22 protein-coding genes are annotated in these 26,980 nt (G+C 66.9%); 14 read left to right on the top strand and 8 right to left on the bottom strand.

Translation table 11 applies throughout. The features are described from left to right. Positions 1 to 686: 686 nt before the first annotated feature. The 3 genes from BO1_RS26080 to mnmC form a co-directional block, all read right to left on the bottom strand. Positions 687 to 1,802, bottom strand: coding sequence for a YbdK family carboxylate-amine ligase (locus BO1_RS26080; protein WP_028220069.1), 1,116 nt, complete (start codon positions 1,800 to 1,802; stop codon positions 687 to 689). A gap of 97 nt (positions 1,803 to 1,899) precedes the next feature. Next, positions 1,900 to 3,105: a cation:proton antiporter gene (locus tag BO1_RS26085; protein WP_028220070.1), complete on the bottom strand. Its 1,206-nt coding sequence runs from the start codon at positions 3,103 to 3,105 to the stop codon at positions 1,900 to 1,902. Positions 3,106 to 4,308: 1,203 nt separating this feature from the next. Continuing rightward, positions 4,309 to 6,354 (bottom strand): bifunctional tRNA (5-methylaminomethyl-2-thiouridine)(34)-methyltransferase MnmD/FAD-dependent 5-carboxymethylaminomethyl-2-thiouridine(34) oxidoreductase MnmC, encoded by a 2,046-nt coding sequence (mnmC, locus tag BO1_RS26095; protein WP_028220071.1) that lies wholly within the window; start codon positions 6,352 to 6,354, stop codon positions 4,309 to 4,311. A 421-nt stretch (positions 6,355 to 6,775) separates the two neighbouring features. Here mnmC and BO1_RS26100 point away from each other — a divergent pair, with 421 nt between their 5' ends. Beyond that, on the top strand, positions 6,776 to 7,054 hold the full coding sequence (locus BO1_RS26100) for an HU family DNA-binding protein (RefSeq protein WP_006050811.1): 279 nt from the start codon (positions 6,776 to 6,778) through the stop codon (positions 7,052 to 7,054). A gap of 114 nt (positions 7,055 to 7,168) precedes the next feature. Here the strand turns inward: BO1_RS26100 and BO1_RS26105 are convergent, their stop codons facing one another. Continuing rightward, on the bottom strand, positions 7,169 to 8,479 hold the full coding sequence (locus BO1_RS26105) for a GTP-binding protein (protein WP_028220072.1): 1,311 nt from the start codon (positions 8,477 to 8,479) through the stop codon (positions 7,169 to 7,171). A gap of 242 nt (positions 8,480 to 8,721) precedes the next feature. After that, positions 8,722 to 9,168: a lytic transglycosylase domain-containing protein gene (locus BO1_RS26110; RefSeq protein WP_028220073.1), complete on the bottom strand. Its 447-nt coding sequence runs from the start codon at positions 9,166 to 9,168 to the stop codon at positions 8,722 to 8,724. 560 nt (positions 9,169 to 9,728) lie between these two features. Here BO1_RS26110 and gspD point away from each other — a divergent pair. Genes gspD through gspF form a run of 3 tightly spaced genes read left to right on the top strand, consistent with a single transcriptional unit; the run spans position 9,729 to position 14,896 of the window. Then, positions 9,729 to 12,149 (top strand): type II secretion system secretin GspD, encoded by a 2,421-nt coding sequence (gene gspD / locus BO1_RS52790; RefSeq protein ID WP_043286529.1) that lies wholly within the window; start codon positions 9,729 to 9,731, stop codon positions 12,147 to 12,149. Positions 12,150 to 12,151: 2 nt separating this feature from the next. Continuing rightward, on the top strand, positions 12,152 to 13,660 hold the full coding sequence (gspE, locus tag BO1_RS26120; protein WP_084688192.1) for a type II secretion system ATPase GspE: 1,509 nt from the start codon (positions 12,152 to 12,154) through the stop codon (positions 13,658 to 13,660). Positions 13,661 to 13,678: 18 nt separating this feature from the next. Next, positions 13,679 to 14,896 carry a type II secretion system inner membrane protein GspF gene (gene gspF / locus BO1_RS26125; RefSeq protein ID WP_028220075.1) on the top strand — a complete coding sequence of 406 codons (1,218 nt, stop codon included), beginning with the start codon at positions 13,679 to 13,681 and terminating at the stop codon, positions 14,894 to 14,896. 64 nt (positions 14,897 to 14,960) lie between these two features. Here the strand turns inward: gspF and BO1_RS26130 are convergent, their stop codons facing one another. After that, on the bottom strand, positions 14,961 to 15,374 hold the full coding sequence (locus BO1_RS26130) for a general secretion pathway protein GspC (protein ID WP_028220076.1): 414 nt from the start codon (positions 15,372 to 15,374) through the stop codon (positions 14,961 to 14,963). Positions 15,375 to 15,578: 204 nt separating this feature from the next. Here BO1_RS26130 and gspG point away from each other — a divergent pair, with 204 nt between their 5' ends. From gspG to BO1_RS26170, 8 genes are all read left to right on the top strand, one after another. After that, complete coding sequence (gene gspG, locus BO1_RS26135) at positions 15,579 to 16,058, top strand: type II secretion system major pseudopilin GspG (RefSeq protein ID WP_043286532.1); 480 nt, start codon at positions 15,579 to 15,581, stop codon at positions 16,056 to 16,058. A gap of 172 nt (positions 16,059 to 16,230) precedes the next feature. Next, entirely contained in the window at positions 16,231 to 16,713 is a 483-nt protein-coding gene (locus BO1_RS26140) for a GspH/FimT family pseudopilin (RefSeq protein WP_028220078.1), read from the top strand. A gap of 76 nt (positions 16,714 to 16,789) precedes the next feature. Continuing rightward, on the top strand, positions 16,790 to 17,158 hold the full coding sequence (gspI, locus tag BO1_RS26145; protein ID WP_245643906.1) for a type II secretion system minor pseudopilin GspI: 369 nt from the start codon (positions 16,790 to 16,792) through the stop codon (positions 17,156 to 17,158). A 7-nt stretch (positions 17,159 to 17,165) separates the two neighbouring features. Beyond that, entirely contained in the window at positions 17,166 to 17,888 is a 723-nt protein-coding gene (locus BO1_RS26150; protein ID WP_084688193.1) for a PulJ/GspJ family protein, read from the top strand. Beyond that, positions 17,885 to 19,036: a type II secretion system minor pseudopilin GspK gene (gspK, locus tag BO1_RS26155; protein WP_028220081.1), complete on the top strand. Its 1,152-nt coding sequence runs from the start codon at positions 17,885 to 17,887 to the stop codon at positions 19,034 to 19,036. Before BO1_RS26150 ends, gspK begins: the two co-directional genes overlap by 4 nt. Positions 19,037 to 19,070: 34 nt before the next feature. Beyond that, positions 19,071 to 20,489, top strand: coding sequence for a type II secretion system protein GspL (gene gspL / locus BO1_RS26160; protein WP_028220082.1), 1,419 nt, complete (start codon positions 19,071 to 19,073; stop codon positions 20,487 to 20,489). Next, positions 20,486 to 21,016: a type II secretion system protein M gene (locus tag BO1_RS26165; protein ID WP_407670002.1), complete on the top strand. Its 531-nt coding sequence runs from the start codon at positions 20,486 to 20,488 to the stop codon at positions 21,014 to 21,016. Before gspL ends, BO1_RS26165 begins: the two co-directional genes overlap by 4 nt. A gap of 171 nt (positions 21,017 to 21,187) precedes the next feature. After that, entirely contained in the window at positions 21,188 to 21,967 is a 780-nt protein-coding gene (locus BO1_RS26170) for a type II secretion system protein N (RefSeq protein ID WP_028220084.1), read from the top strand. Between the two features lie 99 nt (positions 21,968 to 22,066). Here the strand turns inward: BO1_RS26170 and BO1_RS52795 are convergent, their stop codons facing one another. Together BO1_RS52795 and BO1_RS56515 are read right to left on the bottom strand one after the other, a co-directional pair. Further along, on the bottom strand, positions 22,067 to 23,725 hold the full coding sequence (locus BO1_RS52795) for an efflux transporter outer membrane subunit (protein ID WP_084688194.1): 1,659 nt from the start codon (positions 23,723 to 23,725) through the stop codon (positions 22,067 to 22,069). Positions 23,726 to 23,974: 249 nt separating this feature from the next. Further along, complete coding sequence (locus BO1_RS56515; RefSeq protein WP_052409603.1) at positions 23,975 to 24,406, bottom strand: hypothetical protein; 432 nt, start codon at positions 24,404 to 24,406, stop codon at positions 23,975 to 23,977. A 233-nt stretch (positions 24,407 to 24,639) separates the two neighbouring features. On the opposite strand from BO1_RS56515, the gene BO1_RS52805 reads away from it, so the two are divergent. After that, positions 24,640 to 25,170 carry a MarR family winged helix-turn-helix transcriptional regulator gene (locus tag BO1_RS52805; protein ID WP_043286540.1) on the top strand — a complete coding sequence of 177 codons (531 nt, stop codon included), beginning with the start codon at positions 24,640 to 24,642 and terminating at the stop codon, positions 25,168 to 25,170. A 193-nt stretch (positions 25,171 to 25,363) separates the two neighbouring features. Further along, entirely contained in the window at positions 25,364 to 26,932 is a 1,569-nt protein-coding gene (locus BO1_RS26190; protein WP_028220085.1) for a DHA2 family efflux MFS transporter permease subunit, read from the top strand. The last annotated feature ends 48 nt before the right edge of the window (positions 26,933 to 26,980 follow it).

The following is a 26,980-nucleotide window of genomic DNA, read 5'->3' on the forward strand; positions in this document are numbered from 1 at the left end:
TCGTCAGCCGCCGCACCGGGCGACGGCCTTGTGGGAAAGTTCGCGCCCGATTCCAGGAAATCGGCCGCACCATCTCAAAAAATTCCTGCTTCGCCGGCGCAAGAAACGCACGCTGCGCACAGTCATTCCGTCTCGCCTGCAGGCCCAAAGTCTCCTTCCCAACCTCGCGCCTGCTCAGCAAACCGATATTCTATGCGAGAGTGGCGAATCGCACAGCTAACTTATCCAATGCGAATTGTGGATAACCAGTTGGTAAGTACACCATTGGTATGTGGACTAAATCTTGATGATGCTCAATACCGGCGTCCACCGTTACCTGGTTATCCCTCATTTTTTCTGCCCGCGCAACTGAAGTCTACCCGTGAGCCACGCACGCAGGCCATTGAGTTTTCAGGCATTTTGACGGTTACCCACAGGATGGGGTCCGTCAGGCCAGCAACGATTGACTCTGTATACGCGAACATCAAAAAAATAAGAACCCCCTGGTATCTTGCCTGGGACAAAAAAATCTTTTTTTCATCCAGCACAAGGTTCCGCGAACAGCCCTGAAAATGCAAGGGCAGCCCGCGGGCTGCCCTCTTTTTCGTGTGCTTTCCGGCGTTACGACGTTGCCCGGATCGCACACCTGGCCGGCTCATCCCGCTGCCGGGCCCGCGCCGGCCTGGCCGGATGGCCAGCCTGCGCGCTCAGGCGCGCCAGCGCAAACATTGTTGCCGCACCGCCTCGTGCAGCGATTTTTCCTCGGCGACCACGCTGCGCAGCCAGCTCGCATCGTTGGTCTGGGCGCGCGCGAGCGTGCCGATTTCAGCCAGCGCGCGCGTGGAGCCGAGCGCCTCGCCGTGCGGCGCGATCTTGTCGAGCGTAGCCAGAATGTCTTCCGAAATCGTGCGGCGCTCGCCCGTCTGCGGATCGACGCAGGTGCCGGCGAGGCCAAAGCGGCATGCCTGGAAGCGGTTGAACGTGTAGACGAGGTAATCGTCCTCGAGCGGCTGGATCGGCCGGTCGATCAGCAAATGGCGCGCGAGCGTCTGGATATAGCAGGCGATCGCCGCTGCGCGCTCGACCGAGAGCGGCGTATCCATGACGCGCACCTCGATCGTGCCGAAGCCGGGCTTTGGGCGGATGTCCCAGTAGAAGTCTTTCATGCTGTTGACAACGCCCGTATGCACCATCTTCGAGAAGTACTCCTTGAACTCCTCCCAGCTGAGCACGAACGGCGCGCGACCCGACAGCGGGAACGCGAACACGGAATTCAGCCGTGCCGAATGAAATCCGGTGTCGACGCCCTGCACGTACGGCGACGATGCCGACAGCGCAATGAAGTGCGGAATGAAGCGCGAGAGCGAATGCAGCAGGAACAGCGCGCTGTCGGCGTCTGGACAGCCGATATGCACGTGCTGGCCGAACACCGTGAACTGCTTCGCGAGATAGCCGTACAGCTCCGAAAGGTACTGAAAGCGGGGCGTATCGACGATGCGCCGGTCGCTCCACTGCTGGAACGCATGCGTGCCGCCGCCGCACAGGCCGACGTTCAGACGGTCGGCGGCGGCGACCAGCACGTCGCGAATCTTGCGCAGATCGGCCACGGCCTGCTCATGGTGCGTGCAGATGCCCGTGGAGAGCTCGATCATGCTTTCGGTGATCTCGGGCGTGATATTGCCCGGGATCTCCTGATCCTTGATGAGGCGCATGAGGTCGCTGCCGGCCTTGGTCAGATCGTAATCGTGCGTGTTGACGACCTGCATTTCGAGTTCGACGCCGAACGTGAACGGCTTCGAATCGACAAAAGTTTCCAGTGACATGACATCCCCTCTTTCGGCCGCGCCGCCCGGGATGCCGATTGTCGTGTCGGCGCGCCGGACGGCGGGCGGTGTTACCAGGCGGCCGAGGCCGCCGAATTCACTTTTCGCCGCGTTCGCCGACGAGCGCAAGCGCGCGGTAGACGAGCCACGGCCCGATGAGCTGAAGCACGACGATGGCGCACATCATGATCGCGCGCAGGCGCGGATCGAACGACGGGTAAAGATCGTAGGTGTCCTCCACGAGCAGGAGCGCCAGCGCGGACATGGGCGTGAGCGCAATCCCGAGCGCGATGCCCTGCTTCCATTCGAGTCCGCTCGGCCTGGCGAAGATCAGCACGCCGACGAGTTTCGCCACGAACCGCGCAACGATGAGCCCCGCCGCCGCCACGCCGCCGACGAGAATGTCGTGCCATTCGAAGGTGGTCATCGTGAGCACGAACAGGATCACGGTGAGCAGCCATCCGGCCGTGCCGAAATGCTGTGGCCACAATTGCGGCCGCGCCTCGAGGTTCTTCACGATGATGCCCGCGGCCAGCAGGCTCAGGATGGTCGAGAGCTTGAGCAGGTGCGCCACGGCGATCGCCAGCAGCACGAGGCCGAACAGCGCGACGAACGAATGCTCGTCCTGCGGGCTCAGGTGCCGGTAGAACAAGGTGCAGGCGCGCGCGAGGATATACGCGACGACGATCGAGCCGACCAGCAGGTAGAGCGGCTGCAGGATGGTGGCGAAAACGTTGCCATAGATCTCCTGGTGCAGCCATCCCGACGCGAGCTTTTCGATCACGACCGCATACATGCTGTTGAGCGCCGTGAGCGTGAGCAGGCGCTGCGTGACCTGGCCTTCGGCGCGCAGCTCGGTCTTGAGCTGGATCACCATCGCCGGCGAAGTCGCCATGGCGATCGAGGCCACGACGATGGCGACCATCGCCGGCACCGAGAGGAACAGCAGCACGACGAGCACGAGCACGAAGGTCAGCGTGGCTTCCGCGAGGCTCGAGAGGATGAGCCACGGGTTGCGGCGAATCCAGCGCAAGTCGAGCCGGCTGCCGAGCTCGAACAGCAGCAGGCCGAGCGCGACATCGAGCAGCGGCCGCGCGGCGTCGGCCGTTTCGAGGCCGATCACGCCAAAGCCCGCCGAGCCGGCAATCAGCCCGATGATCGCGTAGCCCGAAATACGCGGCAGCCGCCAGGCGCGATAACACAGCTCGCCGACGAGACCGGCGGCGAGCAACGCTAGCCCCGCCCAGAATATGCCGTCTGGCTGCAACGGCCAGCTCGGAAAGAACGAAAACGCCGACTTCATCGTAATGGCTTCTCCTTGGCAGAACATCTTGCATGGGATTGGATCCGGCGCTTCGCAGGGACACGCAGCATGTGCTGAAGCACTTACTGTGGTCCAGGGCCAAAGCCCCGGGTCCGATCGACAGCTCTGCATGGGACCAGAGCAAGCGCTTTGCATGGGGCCGGAATCAGTGCTGAAGCACTCACTCCGGCCGACATCTAAAGCGACAACGCTGGTCGACACAGAAGACAGTCCGGCTGTCCGGCTCGACATCACAACACCTGACATCTCGCGCCCGGCACACAGGCAAGCCGCGTGCCGGACCGGCGCAGCGCGAGCGACGCAACCGCGCGAGGCGCCTCGCGCCACGGTTGCGCCCGCGTTATCGCGTCGGGCGCCGAGCCCCGTGCGCCATGCCGCGCTCTTGACGCCGCAAGCGCTGACAGACGGGACGCCCAGGCTCGCAACCTGATCGGGCGGCGGCCAGCCACGACGGACAACAACGGGAAACCTCTGCACCGGTGCCGCTCGCGCGGCGAACAGCCGGTACGGGCGCTTTCTTGTGGTTTGTCAGCGCCCGCGTTGGGTGAACGAACGCTGCCGACTCTCCTGAGCACTGAGATTCAGGACAAGCGGCATCCGTTCCTTGGACACGTCGGCCATCTGTTGCGGCGCATGACGCGGAAAAGAACGGCGATTGTGCCATAGCTTTTTTGCAGTTGTCCCGATCTGCCGGCAAAGGTTGGCGAAGCCGGTAAATGCGTCCGTTTTCGACGACCTTTTCCGACAATAAGGAAAAAATGACCGTTGCGCCTGTTCGGTGGCGAACGGTCTTCGAGCGGCGCAGCCGCGCCTTGGGCGCCTTTATGGCCGATGACGATGGCGCCAGCTTCGGGTTTACGGTTTACCGTATGTATACGTAGTAGAAGTTAACAAAGGCGGGGTTTTTCTGTGGATAACCCCTGTATACCTATGTGAATCATCGGCTTGGCGTTCGCACAACCGCATGCGTAGCGTGTGAGAGTCGGGCTGGCATCCGAGAGTAACTTTTGGGCCGCCCGACCAGGGCGCCGAGTTACCCCGTTTACGTCCACATCGCGTCCACATCGGATTTACCCACAATCTGCGCGGTTATCCACAGGTTTGCGTGGACAACCGTACTGGTATTCGTATGGAAAATGGCGTGCACGCATTGCGTGCGTGGGGCGCCGCGTGCGCGGCTGACTAGAGACTGCGCTGGCGCAAGGCGCGTTGCAGGAAGCGCGCGGGATCGACCTGTTCGGCAAGCTCGCGCTCGATGGGCCACGGCTCGCCTTCGAGCTGCGAGGCGATGAGCTCGGCGCCGAGCGCGGCCCACACGAGCCCGCGCGAGCCGAAGGCGAACGCGCCATAGAGCCCCGGGGCGCGCGGCAAGTCGAGCGGCCAGGCGCCGGAGAGCCGTTGTGCGTCGCGCCGCGCCGCGGCCTCGTCGCCGAGCTGGCCCAGCATGGGCAGACGGTCGCTCGTGACGCAGCGCAAGGCCACGCGGCCTTGCCAGGCGCGCGGATGTGCGCCGGCCGCTGCATCCGCGGCGGCGCCTTGCAGGCCCGGCAGCATCTGCGCGACGCGTTCGAGGTTCTCCACGTGTCCGGCTTCGCGCAGGGCGATATCGGTGTCGTCGACTTCGTAGGTGGCGCCCGCGAGCGTCACGCCGCCGGGCAGCGGCACCGCGTAGCCGTCGCCGATCACGGGTACGCGCAGGGACGCGAGCGGGCTCTCGTCCAGCAGCGTGAGCTGACCGCGCACGCTGCGCGTGGGGGCGAAGTTGAGCGCGGCGGCCCGTGCGGCGTCGTGCGCGTTGGCGAAAATCACCACGCCCGCCTGGGCGACGAGCGCGCTGCTTTCATCGAAGACTTGCCAGGTGTCACCGGCACGCTCGATGCGCTCGACTTGCACGCCGTAACGCACGTCGACTAGCGCATCCGGGAGTGCCCTTGCCGCGGCAATCTGCGCGCGGCACAGCGAGGCCGGATCGATCGCACCACCGCGCGGATAGAACCAGCCGCCCTGCGCGAGCGCGACCCCCGCAATCGACTCGGCCTCTGCCCGGTTGACGCCGCGCACGAATTCCTCGGGATAGCCAAATGATGCGAGCGCCGCAGCGACGGCCTGCGATTCGTCGTCCGTAGCAAGATGCAGGAGTCCTGCGTGTGTGCGCGCCGGCGCCTCGATTGCGCCATGTGCGGATGTTTGCGCCACGGCATCGAGCGCGGTCCAGCGCCGCAGCGCGTAGAGAAAGCCCGCGCGCGTGATGCGCGATGCGCTGCTGTCGTCGCGCGAGACGAGCGGGTGGAACACGCCCGCGGGATTGCCCGAGGCTTCGCGCGCGGGCGCCGCGTGCCGTTCGACGAGCGTGACGCGCCAGCCGCGCGCCGCGAGCCGCTCGACCAGCGCGCTACCCGCGAGCCCCGCGCCGATCACGACCGCATGCCGTTCAGCGAGCGTGAGCGGCAGCGGCGGCTCGTAACGCCGCACGCGCCAGCGCGGCGCAAAGCGGCCGGCCAGCATCGTCCATTTCGCCCCGAAGCCGGCCGTCTTGCGGTATTCGAAGCCGTTCTGCACGAGCGCGCGCTTCACGTCTCCGGCGCTGCTCCAGGTCGAGAAGGTGGCCTCCTCGCCCGCGACGCGCGCGAGCGCCTTGAAGATCGCCGGCGACCAGAGCTCGGGATTCTTCGCCGGGGCGAAACCATCGAGATAAATCGCATCGGCGCGTAACCACATTTTGGGAAGCATCTCGATTGCGTCGCCGAAAGCGAGCGTGAGCGTAACGCGTCCGCCTTCGAACTCGAGCCGGTGCGTACCGGGCACGAGCATCGGCCAGGCGTCGACGAGTTCGTGCGCAAGACGCGCGATCGACGTGCCTGACGCGCCCGCTGTGGCCGACGCATGCGGTGTGTGCGCAACCACCGCGTCGAGCGCCGCGCGCAGATCGTCACGCGAAAACGGATGCTTTTCCACCGAGACGAAGTGCAGGCGCTCGCAACGCGCGGACGCATTGCGCCACGCCGCCCACGTCGCGAGGAAGTTCACGCCCATGCCGAAACCCGTCTCGAGCACGGTGAAAATGCGCCGGTTGTGCCAGCGTTCAGGCAGGTTGTTGCCGCGCAAAAACACGTATTCGGCCTGTTCAAAGGCGCCGAAAGTGCTGTGATAGACATCGTCAAAGCGCGGCGAATACGGCGTGCCGTCTTCGCGGAACGCGAGCGTGGCGGGGATCAGTGTGGCAGTCATGACTGGCGCGTTGGCTGGAAGCGGCGGGTTTCGAAGCGCGAGCGGCGGCGGCAAAGCCCCGTGGGCACTGGGTTTGCGGGCACAAAGCGTTGGCGCCGCGCAACGCCGGGAAGGTTAAATCTGCTGACGGCGGCGTGCTTTTGCCATGCGCCGCCCGTCAGAAACACGCGAGCGGCGCGCAAAACCCGCGCGAACCCCTCTAAATCTTCGAAACCCTTGTCGTTATTGGGTTTGCGCTGCGCTATCATAGCAAGCGCCGCCCAGGGAAGCGGCAGCACGGACGTCGTGGCGAAGCTGGCCGCCGCAACGAAAATCGCCGGGGTGCCCCGGATCCGATGCTGCTCGACGGCGCGGCACGCGACCGTATAATCGGCGCGTTCGCGCTGTTCGTGTCAACCTAAACACAGAAAGGAACTTCTCAATGAATAAACAGGAACTGATCGACGCCGTCGCAGGACAGACGGGCGCTAGCAAGGCACAAACCGGTGAGACGCTGGACACGCTCCTCGAAGTGATCAAGAAGTCGGTGTCGAAGGGCGACGCCGTTCAGCTGATCGGTTTCGGCAGCTTCGGCTCGGGCAAGCGCGCGGCGCGCACGGGCCGCAACCCGAAGACGGGCGAAACCATCAAGATTCCCGCAGCCAAGACCGTCAAGTTCACGGCTGGCAAGGCGTTCAAGGACGCCGTCAACAAGCGCTAAGGCATTGCCGCTTTAAGTTGACACCCGCCCCTGGCGGGTTTTTTTTCGCCCGCCGGATTCAGGCATGCAGCGGGCGGCCGCGAATCCGGATGCATGGATTCGCGGCATGGTGACTCAGTCGTGGCCGTGGACGATCTCGCCTTCGCCGCCGTGGTCATGATCGTCGTCCTCGAAATCCCAGCACGGGAACGGATCGGCATACGCCTGCCAGGCGTCGGGGCCCGCAGCGAATTCCGCGTCGGTCACGAGGCACGCATCGAGCTTCGCTTGCCACGCCTCGCGGTCGAGATCTACGCCGATCATTACCAACTCCTGGCGCCGGTCGCCGATGCGCGTATCGTTCGCGTCGCCGAACCAGTCGGCCGCGATCTCCTTTTCCAGCTCGGCGTCCTGCGGCCAATCCTCGCGCGGCTGCGCAGCCCACCAGGTGCCCGCCGGGCCGTGGCGGCATACGCCGCCCGCCTGCGAGAGCGAGCCGGCCACGTCGTTGCGCGTGGCGAGCCAGAAGAAGCCTTTCGAGCGCAGCACGCCCTTCCACTCCTGGTTGAGCAGCGCCCACAGACGCTCGGGATGGAACGGCTTGCGCGCGCGATAGACGAAGTTGCCGATGCCGTACTCGTCGGCTTCGCTGTGATGCGCGTGCGCGGCGTCGTCCTCGCCATGCGCATGATCATCCTCGTGCAGCGAGGCGAGCCAGCCCGGCGCGCTCGCGGCTGCGTCGAAATCGAAGCGGCCCGTATCGAGCACTTCGGCAAGCGGCACTTCGCCAAAGCGGCTCACCACCTGCACCGCGCGCGGATTGATGCGCGCGAGAATGCGCTGCAGGCGCGCGAGCTCGTCGGCGCTCACGAGATCGGCCTTGTTGAGCACGAGCACGTCGCAGAACTCCACTTGCTCGATCAGCAATTCGACGATCGTGCGATCGTCGGTGTCGCTCGCCGCCACGCCGCGCTCGGCGAGCGGGTCGGCGCTCGCGTAGTCGCGCAGGAAGTTGAAGGCGTCCACGACGGTCACCATCGTGTCGAGACGGGCGATGTCGGCGAGCGTCGCGCCGTCTTCATCCGCGAAGGTGAAGGTTTCGGCGATGGGCATGGGCTCGGCGATGCCGGTCGATTCGATCAGGATGGCGTCGAAACGCTGTCCGGCCAGCGCCGGGTCGGCAAGGCGGCGGATCTCGGCGAGCAAGTCGTCGCGCAGCGTGCAGCAGATGCAGCCGTTGGACAGTTCGACGAGCCGTTCCTCGACGTGCGAGAGCGCAGCGGCGTCGCGCACGAGTGTGGCGTCGATATTGACGGCGGCGAGATCGTTGACGATCACGGCGACACGCAGGCCGGCGCGGTTGGCGAGGACGTGGTTGAGCAACGTGGTCTTGCCCGCGCCCAGAAACCCGGAGAGCACGGTGACGGGCAGTGGCGGCTGATTCATTGCAGTGTGTGATAAGAAAGGCGGGAGGTCGGGCCGCCTGGACCGGCAAGTGTCCGGCGGATGCCGGAAGCGGTCGGGGCGGCGCAAGCCTGCATTTTGCACCATGCGCGCGCGGCGCGCTGACGGATCGTGGTCGGTGCGCGTCCGGCCCGGGCTTGGCGCGACTGCGCTTCGGACCTGCGCCCAGCGCGGCCGGCGGCCGCGCTAGCGCTTTCGTGGCAGGGCGGCCAGCGTCGTACCGCTCAGGGCATCAATTTCCATTTGCGCAGGATGGCGGCGATCTGCTGCGCATATTGATCGCGCAATGCGGGCGTTTCGGAGTGGTACGCACCCACGGCAGCCCAGGTGTTGCCGTACTTGTTCATCTTCTGACGCAAATGCCAGGCGGCAATATAGACGTTCTTGCACGGCTGCATGAGCGTGCTCGACGAAATGCCGTATTGCGCAAGCGTTGGCAGATGAACCGAGTTGATTTGCATCACACCGTAGTCGACCGAACCATTCGCATTCCTGTGCAATGCGTCAGGCGTGTTGTGCGATTCTTGCCAGGCGATAGCGCGCAGAATGAGCGGATTGACCTTCTGATAGCGGGCCGCCTCGTCGAAACAGTCGGCGCGTGCCGGCGCGCTCGCACAGAAAGCGGCGAGCGTGAGGGCAGCGACAATCGTGGCGGATGCAACCTTTTTCATCAGATGGCCGAGGGATGTTGCCCTACGTGAGGCCGGCGGCCTGCTCCGCCCGATATGGGGAAAAAACGTGCCAGCCCGGCGTATTCTGCGCTGAGCAGTGTGTTCAGCGGACCGCCCGTATCATACCGGCCGACGAAGTCGCGTCAAGCCAGCCGAACGGCACGCGAGCCGCCACCGCCCAAGCAAGGCGCGGTCTGCCAACGGGGAAGCGGTGTGACTGCGGGCCTGGGCTATTCCCAATCCTTACATAATGCTTCTGGATGTTGCGGCAAGTTAGAGGAAATCCCCAGACGTTATTTCTTTGTGACAAATTCGACACGAAAAGCTGCTACTGTTGCACTTTTTGGTGGTCGCCGGTTGCTGGGAGGAGCGGCGCCGGCTGGCCCTGGCCGGTAGGCCGATGATGGGGCGATCAAGCGACGGTCTTTGCGAGCGTGTCCCGCAGGCTGGCTGGCCTGACAAGCCACGACGATCACCTTAAGCACGTTGAGCACGATAAGTACGACCGGCTGGCGGCGTCCGTCCCCGGCTTCGATATGACACCCATGAGAATAAATCGTATGGCTTTGCGTCGCGTCGCCACGGCGCTGCTCGTGAGCGGACTCATGGCGGCGCAAGTCGCGCACGCCCAGGTCACGCTCAACTTCGTCAACGCCGACATCGATCAGGTGGCGAAGGCAATCGGCGCGGCCACCGGCAAGACGATCATTGTCGATCCGCGCGTGAAGGGGCAGCTCAATCTCGTTTCCGAGAACCCCGTGCCCGAGGACCAGGCGCTCAAGACGCTGCAATCGGCGCTGCGCATGCAGGGCTTCGCGCTCGTTCAAGATCATGGCGTGCTCAAGGTGGTGCCCGAGGCCGACGCCAAGCTGCAGGGCGTGCCCACCTATGTGGGCAATTCGCCCTCGGCGCGTGGCGACCAGGTGGTCACGCAGGTGTTCACGCTGAGGAACGAGTCGGCGAACAACCTGCTGCCCGTGCTGCGTCCGCTCATCTCGCCGAACAACACCATCGCCGCCTATCCAGGCAACAACACGCTCGTCGTGACCGATTACGCGGACAACGTGCGCCGTATCGCCGCGATCATTGCCGGCGTGGACACGGCCGCGGGCCAGCAGGTGCAGGTGGTGCCACTGAGGAACGCCAATGCGCTCGACATCGCACCGCAGATTGCGAAGATGCTCGATCCGGGCGCCATCGGCGCATCGGACCCGTCGCTGAAGGTTTCGGTCGTCGCCGACCCGCGCACCAACTCGCTGATGCTGCGCGCATCGAATGCGCAACGTCTGTCCGCCGCGGTCCAGCTGGCGAAGCAACTCGACGCGCCCACGAGCATGCCGGGCAACATGCACGTCGTCACGCTGCGCAACGCCGATGCCGTGCAGCTTGCCAAGACGCTGCGCGGGATGCTGGGCAAAGGCGGCAACGACTCGTCGTCGGGCAACAGCGCGAACTCGTTCAACCAGGGCTCGGGCGGCTACGGCAGCAGTGGCGGTGGCGGCGGCAGCACCTCGACGGGCCTTTCGGGCACGCCGCCGCTGCCCAGTTCGTTCGGCGGCGGGACGTCGTCAGGCAGCTCGCTGACGGGCGGCGCGTCCGGCGGCAGCGGCGGCAGCAACGAAGCCCCGTTTCTGGGCGGCGACAAAGACAAGGGCGACGACAATCAGCCGGGCGGCATGATCCAGGCCGACGCGGCGACCAACTCGCTGATCATCACGGCGCCGGATCCGGTGTACCGGAACCTGCGCTCCGTGATCGACCAGCTCGACGCGCGGCGCGCCCAGGTCTACATCGAAGCGCTGATCGTCGAGCTGAACTCGAACACGAATGCCAACCTCGGCATCCAGTGGCAGATCGGGACCGGCGCGGTGTTGGCCGGCACCAATCTGGCCACCGGCGGCGGCAACAGCATCATCAACCTGACGGCGGCCGCGGCAGCCAGCGCCGCCACCGGCGGCCTCGCGGGCGCGCTCGCCGCCAACGGCGGCCTCCAGCAGGGCCTGAATGTGGGCTGGGTCCACAATATCTTCGGTGTGCAGGGGCTCGGCGCGTTGCTGCAGGCGTTGTCGCAGACGGCCGACGCCAACGTGCTGTCCACGCCTAACCTCATCACGCTCGACAACCAGGAGGCGAAGATCGTCGTCGGTACGAACGTGCCGATCCAGACGGGCTCGTATTCGAATCTGACGAGCGGCTCGACGAGCTCGGCGTTCAACACCTACGACCGCGTCGATGTGGGCCTGACACTGCACATCAAGCCGCAGATCACCGACGGCGGCGTCCTGAAGCTGCAGCTCTATACGGAAGACTCGGCCATCGTCAACGGCACGACCAATGTGACGACCAATCCGGCCGGCCCCGAGTTCACCAAGCGTTCGATCCAGTCGACCGTGCTGGCCGATAACGGCGAGATCATCGTCCTTGGCGGCCTCATGCAGGACAACTACCAGGTCAGCAACAGCAAGGTGCCGCTGCTCGGCGACATTCCCTGGATCGGCCAGTTGTTCCGTTCTGAAAACAAGACGCGCGCGAAGACCAACCTGATGGTGTTCCTGCGTCCCGTGATCATCAATGACAGCAGCACCGCGCAAGCGGTGACGTCGAACCGCTACGACTATATTCAGGGCGTGACGGGCGCATACAAGTCCGATAACAACCTGATCAAGGATAACGACGACCCGGTGGTGCCGCCGATGCCGGTTGGCCCGAACGAAGGCGGATCGACAATGAACCTGTTCGATCTCGACAAGATGCGGCGCGAGCAGGCGATGCGGTCGCTGCCCGCGGCGCCTGCTGGCGCTCCCGCAAACGGTGCGGGCGCAGTACCGGCCGCGACGCCTGGCGTCAACAGCTACGCGGTGCCGACGGGCACGTCGCCCGCAAGCGCCACGCAGATGCAGCCGGCTTATCCTTCAACGGCGCCTGCGCAATATCCGCCCGCGCAGCAACCGCTCACCGCCCAGCCGAGGGTGCAGCCTTGAGCATGGCCGACACGCCCCGCCCGTCCACCGCGGCTGCGCGCGAGATCGCGGCGCCACGCGAGGCGCCCTCGCCCGTCGCGGCGCGGCTCGTGCCGTATGGCTTCGCGCGCAGCGGCCAGATCCTCGTCGCGCAACAGCACGCCGACGGGCTCGAGGTGTGGATCAGCGAGCGCACCACGGGCGCGGCGATTGCCGAAGTCGCACGCAATTTCGGGGCGATCTCGCTCGTGCGCATTCCCGCGGACGAGCTCGCGCAGGCCATCAATCAGGCGTACGCGCGCCAGGATGGCAGCGCGGCGCAAGTGGTGGGCGAGGTGGAAGGCGAAGTCGATCTCTCGCGCCTGATGCAGGACATTCCCGAGGTGGAGGACCTGCTCGAGTCCGAAGACGACGCGCCTATCATCCGCATGATCAACGCGCTGCTCACGCAGGCCGCGCGCGAGCAGGCCTCGGACATTCACATCGAGCCGTTCGAGAATGCCTCGGTGGTGCGCTTTCGCGTGGACGGCACGCTGCGCGACGTGGTGCGCCCGAAAAAGGCGCTGCACGGCGCGCTGATCTCGCGTATCAAGATCATGGCGCAGCTCGACATCGCCGAGAAACGCCTGCCGCAGGACGGCCGCATCACGCTGCGCGTGGGCGGACGCCCCGTGGACGTGCGCGTCTCCACGCTGCCCACGGGCCACGGCGAGCGCGCGGTGCTGCGTCTGCTGGAAAAAGACGCGCAGCGCCTGAATCTCGAAGCGCTCGGCATGGCCGCCGATACGCTCAAGCAGTTCGATCGGCTGATCGCCAGGCCGCACGGCATCGTGCTCGTGACGGGGCCGACCGGCTCGGGCAAGACCACCACGCTCTATGCGTCGATGTCGCGGCTCGAGACCACCACGACCAACATCATGACCGTCGAGGACCCGATCGAGTACGACCTCGCGGGCATCGGCCAGACCCAGGTGAACGAGCGCATCGGCATGACGTTCGCGCGCGCGCTGCGCTCGATCCTGCGTCAGGATCCGGACATCATCATGATCGGCGAAATCCGCGACCTCGAAACCGCGCAGATTGCCGTGCAGGCCTCGCTCACGGGCCACCTCGTGCTCGCCACGCTGCACACCAACGACGCCGCCTCTGCGGTCACGCGTCTGACCGACATGGGCGTGGAGCCTTATCTGCTCGCTTCGTCGCTGCTCGGCGTGCTCGCGCAGCGTCTCGTGCGCCAGTTGTGCCCCGTGTGCAAGGAAGTGCGCGTGGAGGACGACGGGCGCAAGCGCTGGCATCCGGTCGGCTGCGAGCGCTGCGGGCATTCGGGCTACTCGGGGCGGCGCGGCGTGTACGAGCTGCTGCTCATCGACGAGCCGATCCGCAACCTCATTCACCGCAACGCCGCCGACGCCGAGATCTTCACCGCGGGCCGCGCGCAGGGTATGCGCACGCTGCGTGAAGATGGCGAGCGCTGGCTCGACGCGGGCACGAGCTCGCTCGAAGAGGTGCTGCGCGTGACCGGCGGCACCTGACCGGGGGCGATCAGCACGATGCCGGCATTCCGTTTCGAAGCGATCGACGCCGCGGGCAAGGCGCAAAAAGGCGTGCTCGACGCGGACAGCGCGCGCGGCGCGCGTGCGCAGTTGCGCGGCCAGGGCCTCACGCCGCTCGTGGTCGAGCCGGCCGCGACCCGCACGCGCGGCGCACGCGCTCAGCGCCTCGCGCTCGGGCGGCGCCTCTCGCAGCGCGAGCAGGCGATTCTCACGCGCCAGCTCGCGAGCCTGCTGGTGGCGGGGCTGCCGCTTGGCGAGGCGCTCGCGGTGCTCACCGAGCAGGCCGAGCGCGACTACATCCGCGAGCTGATGGCCGCGATCCGCGCCGAAGTGCTGGGCGGCCATTCGCTCGCCAACGCGCTCTCGCAGCATCCGCGCGATTTTCCCGATATTTACCGCGCGCTCGTGGCGGCCGGCGAGCACACGGGCAAGCTCGGCATCGTGCTCTCGCGTCTGGCCGACTACATCGAGCAGCGCAACGCGCTCAAGCAGAAGATCGTGCTGGCCTTCACCTATCCGACGATCGTCACGATCATCGCGTTTGGCATCGTCACATTCTTGCTCAGCTATGTGGTGCCGCAGGTCGTGAACGTATTTGCGAGCACGAAGCAGCAGCTGCCGTTTCTGACCATCGTGATGATGGCGCTCTCGGCATTCGTGCGGCAATGGTGGTGGGCCGTGCTGATCGCGGTGGCCATCGTCGCGTGGATCGTGCGCGGGATCTTGCGCCGGCCCGGGCCGCGCCTCGCGTTCGACCGGTGGCTGCTCACGGCGCCGCTCGCGGGCAAGCTCGTGCGCGGCTACAACACGGTGCGCTTCGCGAGCACGCTCGGCATTCTGAGCGCGGCGGGCGTGCCGATCCTGCGCGCGCTGCAGGCGGCGGGCGAGACGCTCTCGAACCGCGCCATGCGCGCGAACGTGGACGACGCCATCGTGCGCGTGCGCGAAGGCACGTCGCTCTCTCGCGCGCTAGGCAATACGAAGACGTTTCCGCCCGTGCTGGTGCACTTGATCCGCTCGGGCGAGGCGACCGGCGACGTCACCACCATGCTCGACCGCGCCGCCGAAGGCGAGGCGCGCGAACTCGAGCGGCGCACGATGTTTCTCACGAGCCTGCTCGAGCCGCTGCTGATTCTGGCGATGGGCGGCGTGGTGCTGGTGATCGTGCTCGCGGTGATGCTGCCGATCATCGAGCTGAACAACCTCGTGCAGTGAGCGCGGCGGTGCGCTGTGCAGTGAATCGCGCGGCGGCTCGTGGAGCCACGCCGCGCGGGGCGGATCAGCGCACGTAGATGGTGGGGCCGGCGGCGTTGGCCGGCAGGAAGATTTCGGAGTGCACGCCGTGGCGGTCGATGACGATCGAGCGGGCGCGCACTTCGGCAAGCGTCGCGTCCTGGCCGATGGGGCCGCCGAGCGAGATGGCCCGCGCGGGGTCGCCGCCCACGCTCACGATGGCCGCCGCGCCCTGCTGGAGCGCGAGGATGCCGAAGAGGTGGATGTCCTGCACGACGTTGTGCTCGAGCTTGCCGCCAAAGAGCGTGCCGGCCTCGGCGACCGAGACGGGCGCCTGGGCGGCGGCGGCCTGCACGGGAGCGGCGCGCGAGGCAGCGATTTCGAGCGTCCACCACGCAGCCGTGGCGCAGAACACCGCGAACGCGGCGAGTGACAGAAGGCGGATTTGCAGTGGGTTCATGCGCTCCATTGTACGAAGTATTGGGGGCGTTTTGATGGCGCACATTGGGTAAGCGACTCGGGTCTCGACCCGGTACTCAAGCGCGTCATCGTGTGACATTACAATGACCCGTCATGTGGGCGCGAACACGGGTTTCGCGCGCACGACGATGCAGGGCGCACACGGGTGCGCCGCAACGATCATTCGCCAGGAGGGAAAGAACTCATGTCCATATGGACCCACAGTCGTGAGCTACGCAGCCGCACCGAAATCGAGCGTCTGCGCGCCCGTCGCCAGCGCGGTTTCACGCTGATCGAAATCATGGTCGTGATTGCGATCCTCGGCATTCTCGCGGCGCTGATCGTGCCGAAGATCATGAGCCGTCCCGATGAAGCACGCCGCGTCGCCGCGCGCCAGGACATCGGCACGATCATGCAGGCGATGAAGCTCTACCGGCTCGACAATGGCCGCTACCCGAGCCAGGATCAGGGCCTGCAGGCGCTGGTGCAAAAGCCGACGACCGACCCCGTGCCGAACAACTGGAAGGACGGCGGCTATCTGGAGCGCCTGCCCAACGATCCGTGGGGCAATCCGTATCAGTATCTGAACCCGGGCGTGCACGGCGAGATCGACGTCTTCAGCTATGGCGCCGACGGCAAGCCGGGCGGCGAAGGCAACGACGCCGACATCGGGTCCTGGCAATAGAGCACTGAGGAGATCCGGGACCCACCGTGGCCGGCCGCCGCGTGAAACGGCGGCCCTGTGCCCGGACCCACGCCTGATCAAGCCGCCCGCGCCTCGTTTCCCGTTCATCTCCAGCTTCGCGTTCCTCCACCCCATGCACGCCCGCCCTTTCCGCCGTCGCGACCGTACGCCCATGCGCACCGCGCAAGTGGCGCACGCGCGTTCGGCGGGCTTCACGTTGCTGGAAATGCTGGTCGTACTGATGATCGCGGGGCTGCTGGTGTCGCTCGCCTCGCTCTCGCTCACGCGCAATCCGCGCACCGACCTGAACGAAGAAGCGCAGCGCCTTGCACTGCTGTTCGAATCCGCCGGCGACGAGGCGCAGGTGCGTGCGCGCCCCATCGCATGGCAGCCCGTCGAGGGCGGATTTCGCTTCGACGTGCATACCGAGGACGGCTGGCGCCCGCTGCGCGACGACCTGCTCGGCCCGCGCAAGTGGGAAGGCGGCGTGACGGGCGTATCGATCACCTACCCCGGTGGCGACGACGACCTGCATGCGAACCGCGTCGTGTTCGGCACCGAGGCGGTCGAGCAGCCGGTCGAAATCACGCTGTTCTCCGCGGCGGGCCGCGCCACCATCATCGGTACCGGCACGGGCCGGTATGAGGTCCGCTGAGATGCGCATCGTCCGTTGCGGTGCCCGCCCCCTGGCTTGGTGCCTCGTGCGCCGGCAGCCGCCGCGCCGCGCCGCGATGCGCGGCTTCACCATGATCGAGGTGCTGGTTGCGCTCGCCATCGTGGCGATCGCGCTTGCGGCTTCGCTGCGTGCGGTGGGCAGCCTCGCGGCGAGCGAGGCCGAGCTGCACGAGCGCCTGCTCGCGGGATGGAGCGCCGACAACGCGCTCGCGCAGCTGCGTCTCGCGCATGCGTGGCCCGAGCTCGGCGAGCAGAGCTTCGACTGCTCGCAGGGCAACCTGCAGCTCGTCTGCACGCAGCACGTCACGGCCACGCCCAATCCCGTCTTCCGCCGCGTGGAGGTCTCAGTGACGATGCCGGGCCGCAACGGCAATCTCGCGCAACTCGTCACGGTGCTCGGCAATGAGACGAACCGGTCGCTGTGAGGTTTCGATGAGCCAAAAGCGCGTGCCTCTCGCGCGGCGGCCTGCGTGCCACACCCGGCACGCGGTCCCCGGCGCTGCGCGCGCGCACCGTGCCGCCGGCTTCACGCTGATCGAGCTGCTCGTCGCCATCGCGATTCTCGCCGTGGTCGCGATCTTGTCGTGGCGCGGCCTCGACCAGATCGTGCGCGGCCGTGACGTCGTGACGCGCTCGATGGCCGAAGAGCGTGTGTTCGCGCAGATGTTCGACCAGATGCGCATCGACGCGCGCCAGGCCGTCAGCGACGACGAAGCGGGCGCGCCCGCCGTCTCCGTCGACGGCGGCGCGCTGCAGATCGTGCGCGCGTTCGCCGTGCCGCCCGGCGCGCCGCCGCGCCTGCAGGTGGTGCGCTACCGGGTGAGCAACGGCCAGGTGGTGCGCTACGCATCGCCGCCGCTCGCCAACTTCGGGGAGCTGCAGCGCGCCTTGCGCGGCGGCGAAAGCGGCACATGGAGCGCCTTGCCGATGATGCAGGGCGTGGGCTCAATCGACGCACGGCTCTACGTGCCGAAGGAAGGGTGGACCTCGAACATGGACGAGGTGCGCCAACAGATCGCGGCGAGTGCCGACAGCGTGAAGGTGCCGCAACTCGGCAACGCTCCCGTGCCGCGCGCGGTGACGGGGCTCGAGGTGAGCGTGGGCGCCAGCTCGCTCGCCCGGCCGGTCACGCGCGTCTTTCTAGTGGGGGAATGAGCGTGCGCCGGCATCGACATTCCCGCTCCCTTGCTCGCCCGGCCGCTCGCGCGGTCGCGCGCGGCCCGCAGCGCGGCGCGGCGATCATCAGCGCGCTGCTGGTGGCCGCGCTTGCCGCGATTCTCGTCTCGGGCATGCTGTGGCGCCAGCAGGTGCAGGTGCGCCGCATCGAGAACCAGCGGCTGCTCGCGCAAGCGCAATGGATCGCGCGCGCCGCGCTCGACTGGACGCGCCTCGTGCTGCGCTCCGAAGCCGATACCGCGCCTGGCATCACCTATCTGGGCGGCGCGTGGGGCATGCCGGTCGCGAAGACGCGCCTTTCGGACTTTCTCGGGCAGATCGGCGAGACGCGCGCGCAACAGGGCGCCGACACCTGGCTCTCCGGCTCCATCGAAGACGCCCAGGCGCGCTTCAATCTGCGCAATCTCGTGTCGGCGGCCGCGCCCGGCGCGCTGCAACTCAATCTCACGCAGATCGAGGCGTTCGCGCGCCTCTTGCAGCTGCTCGGCCTCAACGGTCAGCTCGCGAAGAACACCGCTGTTTATCTGCGCTCGGGGCTCGCCCACTCGGTCACGCGCTTTCAGACCGGCGCCACGGCGACGGGCGGCACAGGCACGGCGGCGACCACATCGAGCACGCAACAGCTCGTGGGTGGCGCGGGTGGCGGTGCGAACTTCACCGACAACCCCGGCCTGTCCGACGCCGATACCGACAGCGCCGTCGCGCCGCTGCTCATGACGAGCATCGATGCGCTGCTCGACGTGCCGGGTTTCACACCCGACGCCGTCGCGCGTCTGCGCCCCTTCGTGACGATCCTGCCCACCACGACGCCCGTGAACATGAACACGGCCAGCGCCGAGGTGATTGCGGCGATCGTGCCGGGCATGAGCCTCTCGAGTGCGCAAGCCTTCGTGGCGCGGCGCCAGACCGTGTTTTTCCATAACCTCGCCGACGTGCAGCTCGCGCTGCAAGGCGCCGGCGCTCCACAGAGCAGCGTCGATTCGACGCTCTGCGACGTCAATACGAGCTATTTTCTGGTCCATGGGCGCGTGCAGCACGAGCGCGCCGTCGTGGACCGCATGACGCTCGTGTGGCGCGACCCGCTCACCCATACGACGCGCATCGTGCGCGTGCGCGACGAACCATGAAACCGTACCCGTCCAACATCGAAAAGAGGTGCGTTTGAGCACGCTGATCGTCCTGATGCCGCCGCGCGATCCGGCGGTCCACTCGCAGGAATGGCAGTTGCCGGAGCTGCCGTTCGTGCTGCTCGACAAGGCGGGCCAGACGCAGCGCGCGGGCCGCGCGGCGCTCGGCCTCTTGCCGAAGGCCTCCGCCACCGTGTTGCTGATCGCCGCGCGCGACCTGCTCACGGTCGCCGCCACGGTGCCGCCGCTCAAAGGGCCGCGGCTGCGCCAGGCGCTGCCGAACGTCGTCGAGGATCATCTGATCCAGGATCCGCAGACCTGCCATCTCGCGCTGGATCCCGCGCGGCTGCCCGACGGGAAGCAGACCGTCGCGGCGATCGACCGCGGCTGGTTCCGCTTCCTCGTCGAGGCCTTCACGGGCACGGGGCACCGCAACCTGCGCGCGGTGCCGGTGGCGTGCTGCCTGCCCGTTCCCGTCGTCCGGGGGGAAGCCGGCGCCGCGGCGGCAGCCGCTGCGCAGACCGGAGCAGATACCCCCGCCGCGCATGCGGGCGAGCCTGCCGGATCGGCCGCACCGGCAGAAGCGGCCGGCAGCGCCAGCGTCCCGGTGACGGCTTGCGTATTCGGCCCGGTCATGTCGACGGCGCCCGCGCTGCTGCCGGACATGACAACGCCCACGGCCAGCACCGCTGCAACGGCGCTGGGCGCGCTGCTCGAGCTCACGATCGTGCGCGGCCCGTCGGCGGAAGGCTTCGCGGTGCCGGCGGCGAGTCTCGCCGCGACCGTCGAGGCGCTGGCCGGCGACGCTAGCGTCACGCGCTACGTGCTGACCGGCGTGCCGGGCGAGCCCTCGAGCGCCGCCGGGAAAGCCGCGCTCGCCGCCACGCTGCCCGGCGCACAGCCGCTCGGCTTCGAGACGCTCGCGAAGCGCGCGCTCGCGTGCAAATTCGACCTCTGCCAGTTCGAGTTAGCGGTGCAGCCGTGGCGCCTCGACCGCGCGACGCTACGCCGGCTGCGCGTGCCCATCGCACTGGTGGCGGCCTCGCTCGTGGTGGCGATCGTGGGTGCGAACGTGCAGTGGCTGATGCTTGCGCGTCAGCGCGACGCCATCAACACGCAGATGACGGAATTGCTGCTCAACGCCTTCCCGAAGACCACCGTGGTGCTCGACCCCGCCGGGCAGATGTCGCGCCAGCTCTCGCAGCTGCGCGTGGCCGCGGGCGAGCCCTCGCCCGACGATTTCCTCGTGCTCGCCGATGGCCTCGCACGCTCGCTCGGGCCCGTGCCTTTGAACGGGATTGCGGCGCTCGACTATCACGACCGGCGTCTCGACGTGACCTTCAAGCCGGGCGTCAATATCGACGCAGACCTCAACAAGCGCCTCGCGCGCAATGGCCTTGCGGGCACGCAGGACAGCAGCAGCGGCAAATGGACGATCAGGAGCGCATCGTGAAGACATCGGACTCGAACGGCGCGTGGGCTCAGGCTTTGAGCGAGCAGTGGAGCAACTTCTGGGAGGCGCGCACGGCGCGCGAACAAGTGCTCCTGACGTGGGGCGGCGCGTTGCTGGCTGTCGCGATCGGCTATTCGGTGCTGTGGCAGCCGGCGGCGGACGGCCGCGCGCGCCTGCGCGAGAGCCTGCCCGCGCTGCAGCGCGGGCTCGCGCAGATGACCGCGCAGGCCGACGAGGCCCGCGCGCTCGCCGGCGCGGCGGCGAGCGTGGCGCCGGACGGCCAGGCGCTGAAGGACGCGCTCACCGCTTCGCTCTCCGACCACGGCATGCCGGGCGCGCAAGTGCAGCTGATCGGCACGACGGCGCAGGTGCAGATGAAGAATGCATCGTTCCCGGCCTGGTCGGCCTGGCTCGACGACGTGCGCAAGCAGTACAAGGTGCAGGTGGTCGAGGCGCACATCACGGCGCTCAAGGCCGACGGTCAGGTTGATTTGACTGCGTCGCTGCAGCCGGCGAACGCGCGTTGAGCGCGGGCCGGTTTTGCATGGGATTGGACCGGGCGCAAAAGCGCCAAGTCCGATAGACCGCGAAGCATGGGGCCGCACTAAGCGCTAAAGCGCCAAGTGCGGCCGACCGCGAAGCATGGGACCAGAGTAAGGCGCTAAAGCGCCAACTCTGGTCGACAGGAGATCCTTAGCATGTCTTACTGGATGCGGCGCGCTAGCGCCGTATTGCCCTGGCTCTTCGTAGCCGTGTTGTCGGTGGGCGTGGTGCTGCTCGTACGTCTGCCCGCCGCATGGATCGCGCCGCAGTTCGCGCGCGCGACCCAAGGCCACATCAATCTCGTCGATCCGCAAGGCTCGCTCTGGCGCGGCTCCGCCACGCTCATGCTCGCCGCCGGCCACGACGTGCAGGGGGCAACACTTCTGCCGGGCCGCATCGAATGGCGCACGTCGTTCTGGGCGCTCCTCACGGGCCGGGTGCGCATGCAGATGCGCCAGACCGAGGCCATGCCCGACCCCGTCGACGTCGAAGCGACGTTGCGCGGCGCGACCGTCACGCCGGGCGCGATCGTGGTTCCCGCGTCGCTGCTCGCGGGGCTCGGCGCGCCGTTCAACACGCTCGATCTCGATGGCAACGTGCGGCTCGCGTGGAGCCCCTGGCGCGTATTCGGCACCGATGCATTCGGGAGGCTCACCGTCACGCTCGCGGAGATGAGCTCGCGCGTCTCGCTGGTGAAGCCGCTAGGGTCGTATGAGGCGGTGCTCCAGGCGCAAGGGGCGTCGTCCACGCTCGATCTGAGCACGCAGAAGGGGCCGTTGCTGCTCGATGGGCACGGCACGTTCTCACGCGCGTCGGCGTCGTTCAACGGCACTGCGAGCGCAACGCCCGATCAGCGCGAGAATCTGGCGGGATTGCTGAACCTGCTGGGACGGCCCACTGGCGAAGGAACCGTGGCGTTGACTTTCATGCGCTGAGGTCCGCAGTTCTCGAACTCAAGCTCGCGCCGCGCAAAGCGGCCCGAAGCAGCACAAATCAGCACGAATTAGCCCGTGGCGCCGCATGCGTCTGCGGGCTTACTCCGACCGGGTGCGTTGCGCTGCCGCGTCCTGCGTCGCACCGTGCGTGGATGACACCGAGCCTTGCGCGCCCGATGCCGCGACAGGCGCGGGCGCTGCAACAGCTCCCGTTTCCCGATCCATCTGCGCGACGTCCCAGCCGCCGCCGAGCGCCTTCACGAGGCCCACCGACGACACCATGCGCTCCCCCGCAATGCTCGCGAGCTTCTGCTGCGCCGTGAATGCCGTGGTCTGGGAGGAGAGCACGTTCTGGTAATCGGTCGTACCCGCCTTGTATTCGTTCGTGACGATCTGCAGCGCGTGTTGCGCCGACTCCACGGCCTGCTGCTGCACCACGATTTCCTGTGCGAGGATGCGCTGCGACGCGAGATTGTCCTCGACGTCCTGGAACGCGGCCAGCACGGTCTGGCGGTAGACCGCGACCTGCTGGTCGTAGGCCGCGCGCGCCGCTTCGGTCTGCGCGCTGCGCAAGCCCGCGTCGAACACCGTGGCCGCGAGCGACGGCCCGAGCGTCCAGAAGCGCGACGGCATGGAAAGCAGCTGCGAGAGCACCGAGCTTTCGAAGCCACCGCTGGCCGAGAGCGTTAGCGTGGGAAAGAACGCGGAGATCGCCACGCCGATCTGCTCGTTCGCCGCTGCGGCCTTGCGCTCCGCCGAGGCGATGTCGGGGCGGCGTTCGAGCAGCGCCGAGGGCATCGTGACGGGCACGATGGGCGGCGTGGCCGTCAGCGGCGACGGCGGAACCGAGAACGCCGAGGCCGGCTGGCCCACCAGCACGGCGATCGCGTGTTCGTCCTGCGCGCGCGCCACGCCATTGTCGATGGCGGCGGCCTGCGCTGACTGCAGCTGCGTTTGCGCCTGAATCACGTCGGCGCGCCCCGCCACGCCCTGTGCGTACTGGTTCTGCGTGAGCTGCAGCGACTTCTGATACGCCACGACGGTGTCGTCGAGCAGCTTTTGCTGCGCATCGAGCGAGCGCAGCGTGAAGTACGTCTGCGCGAGCGTGGCCTGCGCGGAAAGGCGCGCGTTGGCCAGGTCGGCGGCGGCGCCCTGCTGGCCGGCTTCCTGCGCGCTGACCGTGCGGCTCACCTTGCCCCAGAGATCCGGCTCCCAGGTGGCGTCCAGGCCCAGGTTGACGTTGTTCGAGATCGAGCTGCCGCCCGTAAAGCCGCTGTTCGAGCTCGACACGCGCGAGGGGGTACGCGAGCGCGAGCCCGAGAACGAGGCGCTCACCACCGGGAAATAGGCGGCGCGTGCCTCGCCCACCAGTGCGCGCGCCTGGCGGTATGCGGCGGCGTATTGCGCGACGGTCTGGTTGTTGGCATTGAGCTGATCCATCAGCCCGTTGAGCTGCGCGTCGTCATAGATGAGCCACCAGGACCCGCGATCGGTGGTGTCGCCCGGCTGCGCCACTTTCCAGCCTTCCGGCGCCTCCTTGTAGGACGCAGGCACCGCGGCGGCCGGCTTGTGATAGTCGGGACCCACGGCGCAACCGCTCAACTGAAACGCGAGCGCCGCCGCCGCGCATAGCAGGGCGAGCCTCGGCGCGCGACGCGCGCTACGGCTGACGTGGGCGGCGTCATCGGCGAGCGTGCCCTCGCGCGGGCGGCTCAGTGTTTGAAGATGGCGGTCGGGATGGACGAAACGGCAAGACATGCAAGGAATTCCTGTCGATGCGGCTGGCGATCAAGGCGAAAGTCCAGGGCGAAGATCGCGAATGGCCAGCGCGCGCAAGCACGCAGCGGTGCGCGCCATTGTCATTGTGTGCGGAGCTACGCCAGGCCCGGCTCGGGTCGAGGGGCCAGCAAATTGCGGCAATGGTAGCGCACACGCCGCGCGCAGCGCGGAACCGGCAAGCGTAAGCCGGAAGTGTCTGAGGATGTGTTACGGCGCGCCGGCCGCAAATTACGCGTCGTTACGGCGCCAGCGGCGCAGCGCATGGACGGCGTGAAGGGCTGCCGTGCCCGCGCGCGTACGCGCGCCATGCGTGGTGCTGGCCCGGCGGCACGCAACCTGGACACCGGAACAGGCAGCCTTTGCAGCCGCCGTAGTGGCCGCCGCTGCGCTCATGGCCGCGGTGACCACGGCCGAATCCGCTACCCGGGGCGTCATGGCGCCGGTGGCCACGGAGGTGCCCGCCTCGCCTCGCTGAGCGCGGCGGCGGTCGGCCCACATCATCAGCACGACGGCAATTGAGCCGCCGGGCAGGACGAACATCGCTGCGTAGACCGCGAGCTTGCGCCAACGCGCCACCCCGCCGGTTTGCGCGAAGGCAAGACGGGCAGTGCAGGAGACCGAGCGGCCGATGCCGCCGAGCGCGTTCTTGAGGTACAGCATGGCGCGATGATCAGGAGAATTGGGGATTACCGGGAGTCGAAGTGCTTGCCTGTCATAATATTGACTATGCAATCAAACCACAACATACTTTGCATCGCATCAATTGTGCTGTTGTTTTTACGCTGCTATAGCAACGAACCCATGATCGATGCGTCACTCAATTTGCCTGCCCAGGCAGACATATAACGGGCTAGAATTCGCCTGTCTTCGAGATGCATGAGAACGACTTCCCCATGAGCGAGGGCTCGTACGTGCCAGGCAAGGTCGGTGTCGAGCCGAGCCTCGGCTATTTCCTGTCGACGGCGCGCAACGTGCTGGCTGCGCGGATGGACCGCGCCGTCGCGCCGCTCGGGCTGACGTCGTCGCAGATCGGCGTGATTTTGCTGCTGTGGTTCGAGCGTGCCAGCACGCCCAACGAGATGTCGCGCGTGCTGTCGTACGACACCGGTTCGATGACGCGCATGCTCGACCGGCTGGAAAAGAAGGGCTTTCTCGTGCGCCAGCGCAGTCATGCCGATCGCCGCGTGGTCGAGCTCGCGCTTACGCCACTCGGGCGCGACGCGGCGCAACAATTGCCCGATCGGATTGCCTCGGTGATGAGCGACCAGCTGCGCGGCTTTTCCGCCGACGAGGTCACGACGCTCGTCCATCTTTTGCAACGTTTCATCGCGAACGACGTCGATGCGACGATGGTGTGCGGCCCTGCGCAAAGCGCGACGGATGGGCTATCCCGGGCACCCGGCGAAGATCGCGACGAGACATAGGGCGGATTTCGCAGCACCCTTTGCGCTGGATAGACGTCGCCTCTATCACATCGTATTGCGGATAGATTACTGTCTGGGCAGACAATGCCTTGACATGAAATTGCGGATCGCCACCTGCGGGCGGCTCGTTGCAGCAGCAATGGTCCGCCTGAACCAGAAACATCAGTCACGAAGCTGAGCAAGGACCCCGAAGATGGACGCTTCCACCGCCGCGCCCTCCCCCGCGCCTGCCAGTGCGCAGCCCGCACCGTTTTCCGGCGCCACGCTCGCATTGCTGACCGTGGGCCTCGCGCTCGGCACCTTCATGGAGGTGCTCGACACCTCGATTGCCAACGTCGCCGTGCCCACCATCTCCGGCAATCTCGGCGTCGCCAATAGCGAAGGCACGTGGGTCATCTCCTCGTACTCGGTCGCCTCGGCGATCGCCGTGCCGCTCACCGGCTGGCTCGCGCGGCGGGTGGGCGAAGTGCGGCTCTTCACCCTTTCGGTGATCCTGTTTACCTTCGCCTCGGCGGCCTGCGGCTTTGCCTCCAACTTCGAGACGCTGATCGCCTTCCGTCTCGTCCAAGGCCTCGTCTCCGGCCCCATGGTGCCGCTGTCGCAGACGATCCTCATGCGCTCCTATCCGCCCGAGAAACGGGGGCTCGCGCTGGGGCTCTGGGCCATGACCGTGATCGTCGCACCCATCTTCGGTCCGGTCATGGGCGGCTGGATCACGGACAACTACACATGGCCGTGGATCTTCTACATCAACGTGCCGATCGGCCTCTTTTCGGGCGCGTGCGCGTACCTGCTGCTGCGCGGGCGCGAGACGAAAACCACGCAGCAGCGCATCGACGCCGTGGGCCTCGCGCTGCTCGTGATCGGCGTGTCGTGCCTGCAGATGATGCTCGACCTCGGCAAGGACCGCGACTGGTTCAACTCGAAGTTCATCGTCGCGCTCGCGATCATCGCGGCCGTGTCGCTGGCGTTCATGCTCGCGTGGGAAGCCACGGAAAAGGAGCCCGTCGTCGATCTCTCGCTCTTTCGCGACCGCAACTTCGCGCTTGGCGCACTGATCATTTCGTTCGGCTTCATGGCGTTCTTCGGCTCGGTCGTGATCTTCCCGCTCTGGCTGCAGACGGTGATGGGCTACACGGCCGGAATCGCAGGCCTCGCGACTGCGCCGGTGGGACTGCTCGCGCTCGTGCTCTCGCCGCTGATCGGACGCAACATGCACCGGCTCGATCTGCGCATGGTGGCGTGCCTCGCGTTCATCGTGTTTGCGTTTGTTTCGTTATGGAACTCCACCTTCACGCTCGACGTGCCGTTCAGCACGGTGATCCTGCCGCGCCTCGTGCAGGGCATCGGCGTGGCGTGTTTCTTCGTGCCGATGACGACCATCACGCTATCGAGCATCTCCGACGAACGCCTCGCGAGCGCCTCGGGGCTGTCCAATTTCCTGCGCACGCTCTCGGGCGCGATCGGCACGGCGGCGAGCACGACGTTCTGGGAAAACGCCGCGATCTATCACCACGCGGTGCTATCGGAGTCGGTGAGCGTCTATTCGCCGAACACCAATGCGTACAGCGACGCATTGAAGGGCATGGGCTATGCGGGGGCGAGCCTGACCGCGAAGCTCAATGAAGTGGTGACGGCGCAGGGCTACATGATGGCGACCAACGACTTTTTCCGCATTTCGTGCGCGGTGTTCATCGTGCTCGCGGCGCTGGTCTGGATCACGAAGCCCAGAAAAGGAGCGGGACCGGCAATGGGCCATTGATGGCCTGCTGACGGTCCCGAGGTGTCCGCCCGCGCGAGATGCGCGGGC

This window comes from Paraburkholderia oxyphila NBRC 105797, from assembly GCF_000685075.1.
GTDB classification, from domain to species: Bacteria; Pseudomonadota; Gammaproteobacteria; order Burkholderiales; family Burkholderiaceae; genus Paraburkholderia; species Paraburkholderia oxyphila.

What these genes read in the sequence shown, in the direction of transcription:
- gspE (WP_084688192.1), top strand. Translation starts at nt 12,152, where the DNA reads ATGGCCGACACGCCCCGCCCGTCCACCGCGGCTGCGCGCGAGATCGCG.
- BO1_RS26100 (WP_006050811.1), top strand. Translation starts at nt 6,776, where the DNA reads ATGAATAAACAGGAACTGATCGACGCCGTCGCAGGACAGACGGGCGCT.
- gspG (WP_043286532.1), top strand. Translation starts at nt 15,579, where the DNA reads ATGTCCATATGGACCCACAGTCGTGAGCTACGCAGCCGCACCGAAATC.
- BO1_RS26140 (WP_028220078.1), top strand. Translation starts at nt 16,231, where the DNA reads ATGCGCACCGCGCAAGTGGCGCACGCGCGTTCGGCGGGCTTCACGTTG.
- gspF (WP_028220075.1), top strand. Translation starts at nt 13,679, where the DNA reads ATGCCGGCATTCCGTTTCGAAGCGATCGACGCCGCGGGCAAGGCGCAA.
- BO1_RS26130 (WP_028220076.1), bottom strand. Translation starts at nt 15,374, where the DNA reads ATGAACCCACTGCAAATCCGCCTTCTGTCACTCGCCGCGTTCGCGGTG.
- gspI (WP_245643906.1), top strand. Translation starts at nt 16,790, where the DNA reads ATGCGCGGCTTCACCATGATCGAGGTGCTGGTTGCGCTCGCCATCGTG.
- BO1_RS26170 (WP_028220084.1), top strand. Translation starts at nt 21,188, where the DNA reads ATGTCTTACTGGATGCGGCGCGCTAGCGCCGTATTGCCCTGGCTCTTC.
- BO1_RS26150 (WP_084688193.1), top strand. Translation starts at nt 17,166, where the DNA reads ATGAGCCAAAAGCGCGTGCCTCTCGCGCGGCGGCCTGCGTGCCACACC.
- BO1_RS26110 (WP_028220073.1), bottom strand. Translation starts at nt 9,168, where the DNA reads ATGAAAAAGGTTGCATCCGCCACGATTGTCGCTGCCCTCACGCTCGCC.
- BO1_RS52805 (WP_043286540.1), top strand. Translation starts at nt 24,640, where the DNA reads ATGAGCGAGGGCTCGTACGTGCCAGGCAAGGTCGGTGTCGAGCCGAGC.
- gspK (WP_028220081.1), top strand. Translation starts at nt 17,885, where the DNA reads ATGAGCGTGCGCCGGCATCGACATTCCCGCTCCCTTGCTCGCCCGGCC.
- gspD (WP_043286529.1), top strand. Translation starts at nt 9,729, where the DNA reads ATGGCTTTGCGTCGCGTCGCCACGGCGCTGCTCGTGAGCGGACTCATG.
- BO1_RS56515 (WP_052409603.1), bottom strand. Translation starts at nt 24,406, where the DNA reads ATGCTGTACCTCAAGAACGCGCTCGGCGGCATCGGCCGCTCGGTCTCC.
- BO1_RS52795 (WP_084688194.1), bottom strand. Translation starts at nt 23,725, where the DNA reads ATGTCTTGCCGTTTCGTCCATCCCGACCGCCATCTTCAAACACTGAGC.
- BO1_RS26080 (WP_028220069.1), bottom strand. Translation starts at nt 1,802, where the DNA reads ATGTCACTGGAAACTTTTGTCGATTCGAAGCCGTTCACGTTCGGCGTC.
- BO1_RS26190 (WP_028220085.1), top strand. Translation starts at nt 25,364, where the DNA reads ATGGACGCTTCCACCGCCGCGCCCTCCCCCGCGCCTGCCAGTGCGCAG.
- mnmC (WP_028220071.1), bottom strand. Translation starts at nt 6,354, where the DNA reads ATGACTGCCACACTGATCCCCGCCACGCTCGCGTTCCGCGAAGACGGC.
- BO1_RS26085 (WP_028220070.1), bottom strand. Translation starts at nt 3,105, where the DNA reads ATGAAGTCGGCGTTTTCGTTCTTTCCGAGCTGGCCGTTGCAGCCAGAC.
- BO1_RS26105 (WP_028220072.1), bottom strand. Translation starts at nt 8,479, where the DNA reads ATGAATCAGCCGCCACTGCCCGTCACCGTGCTCTCCGGGTTTCTGGGC.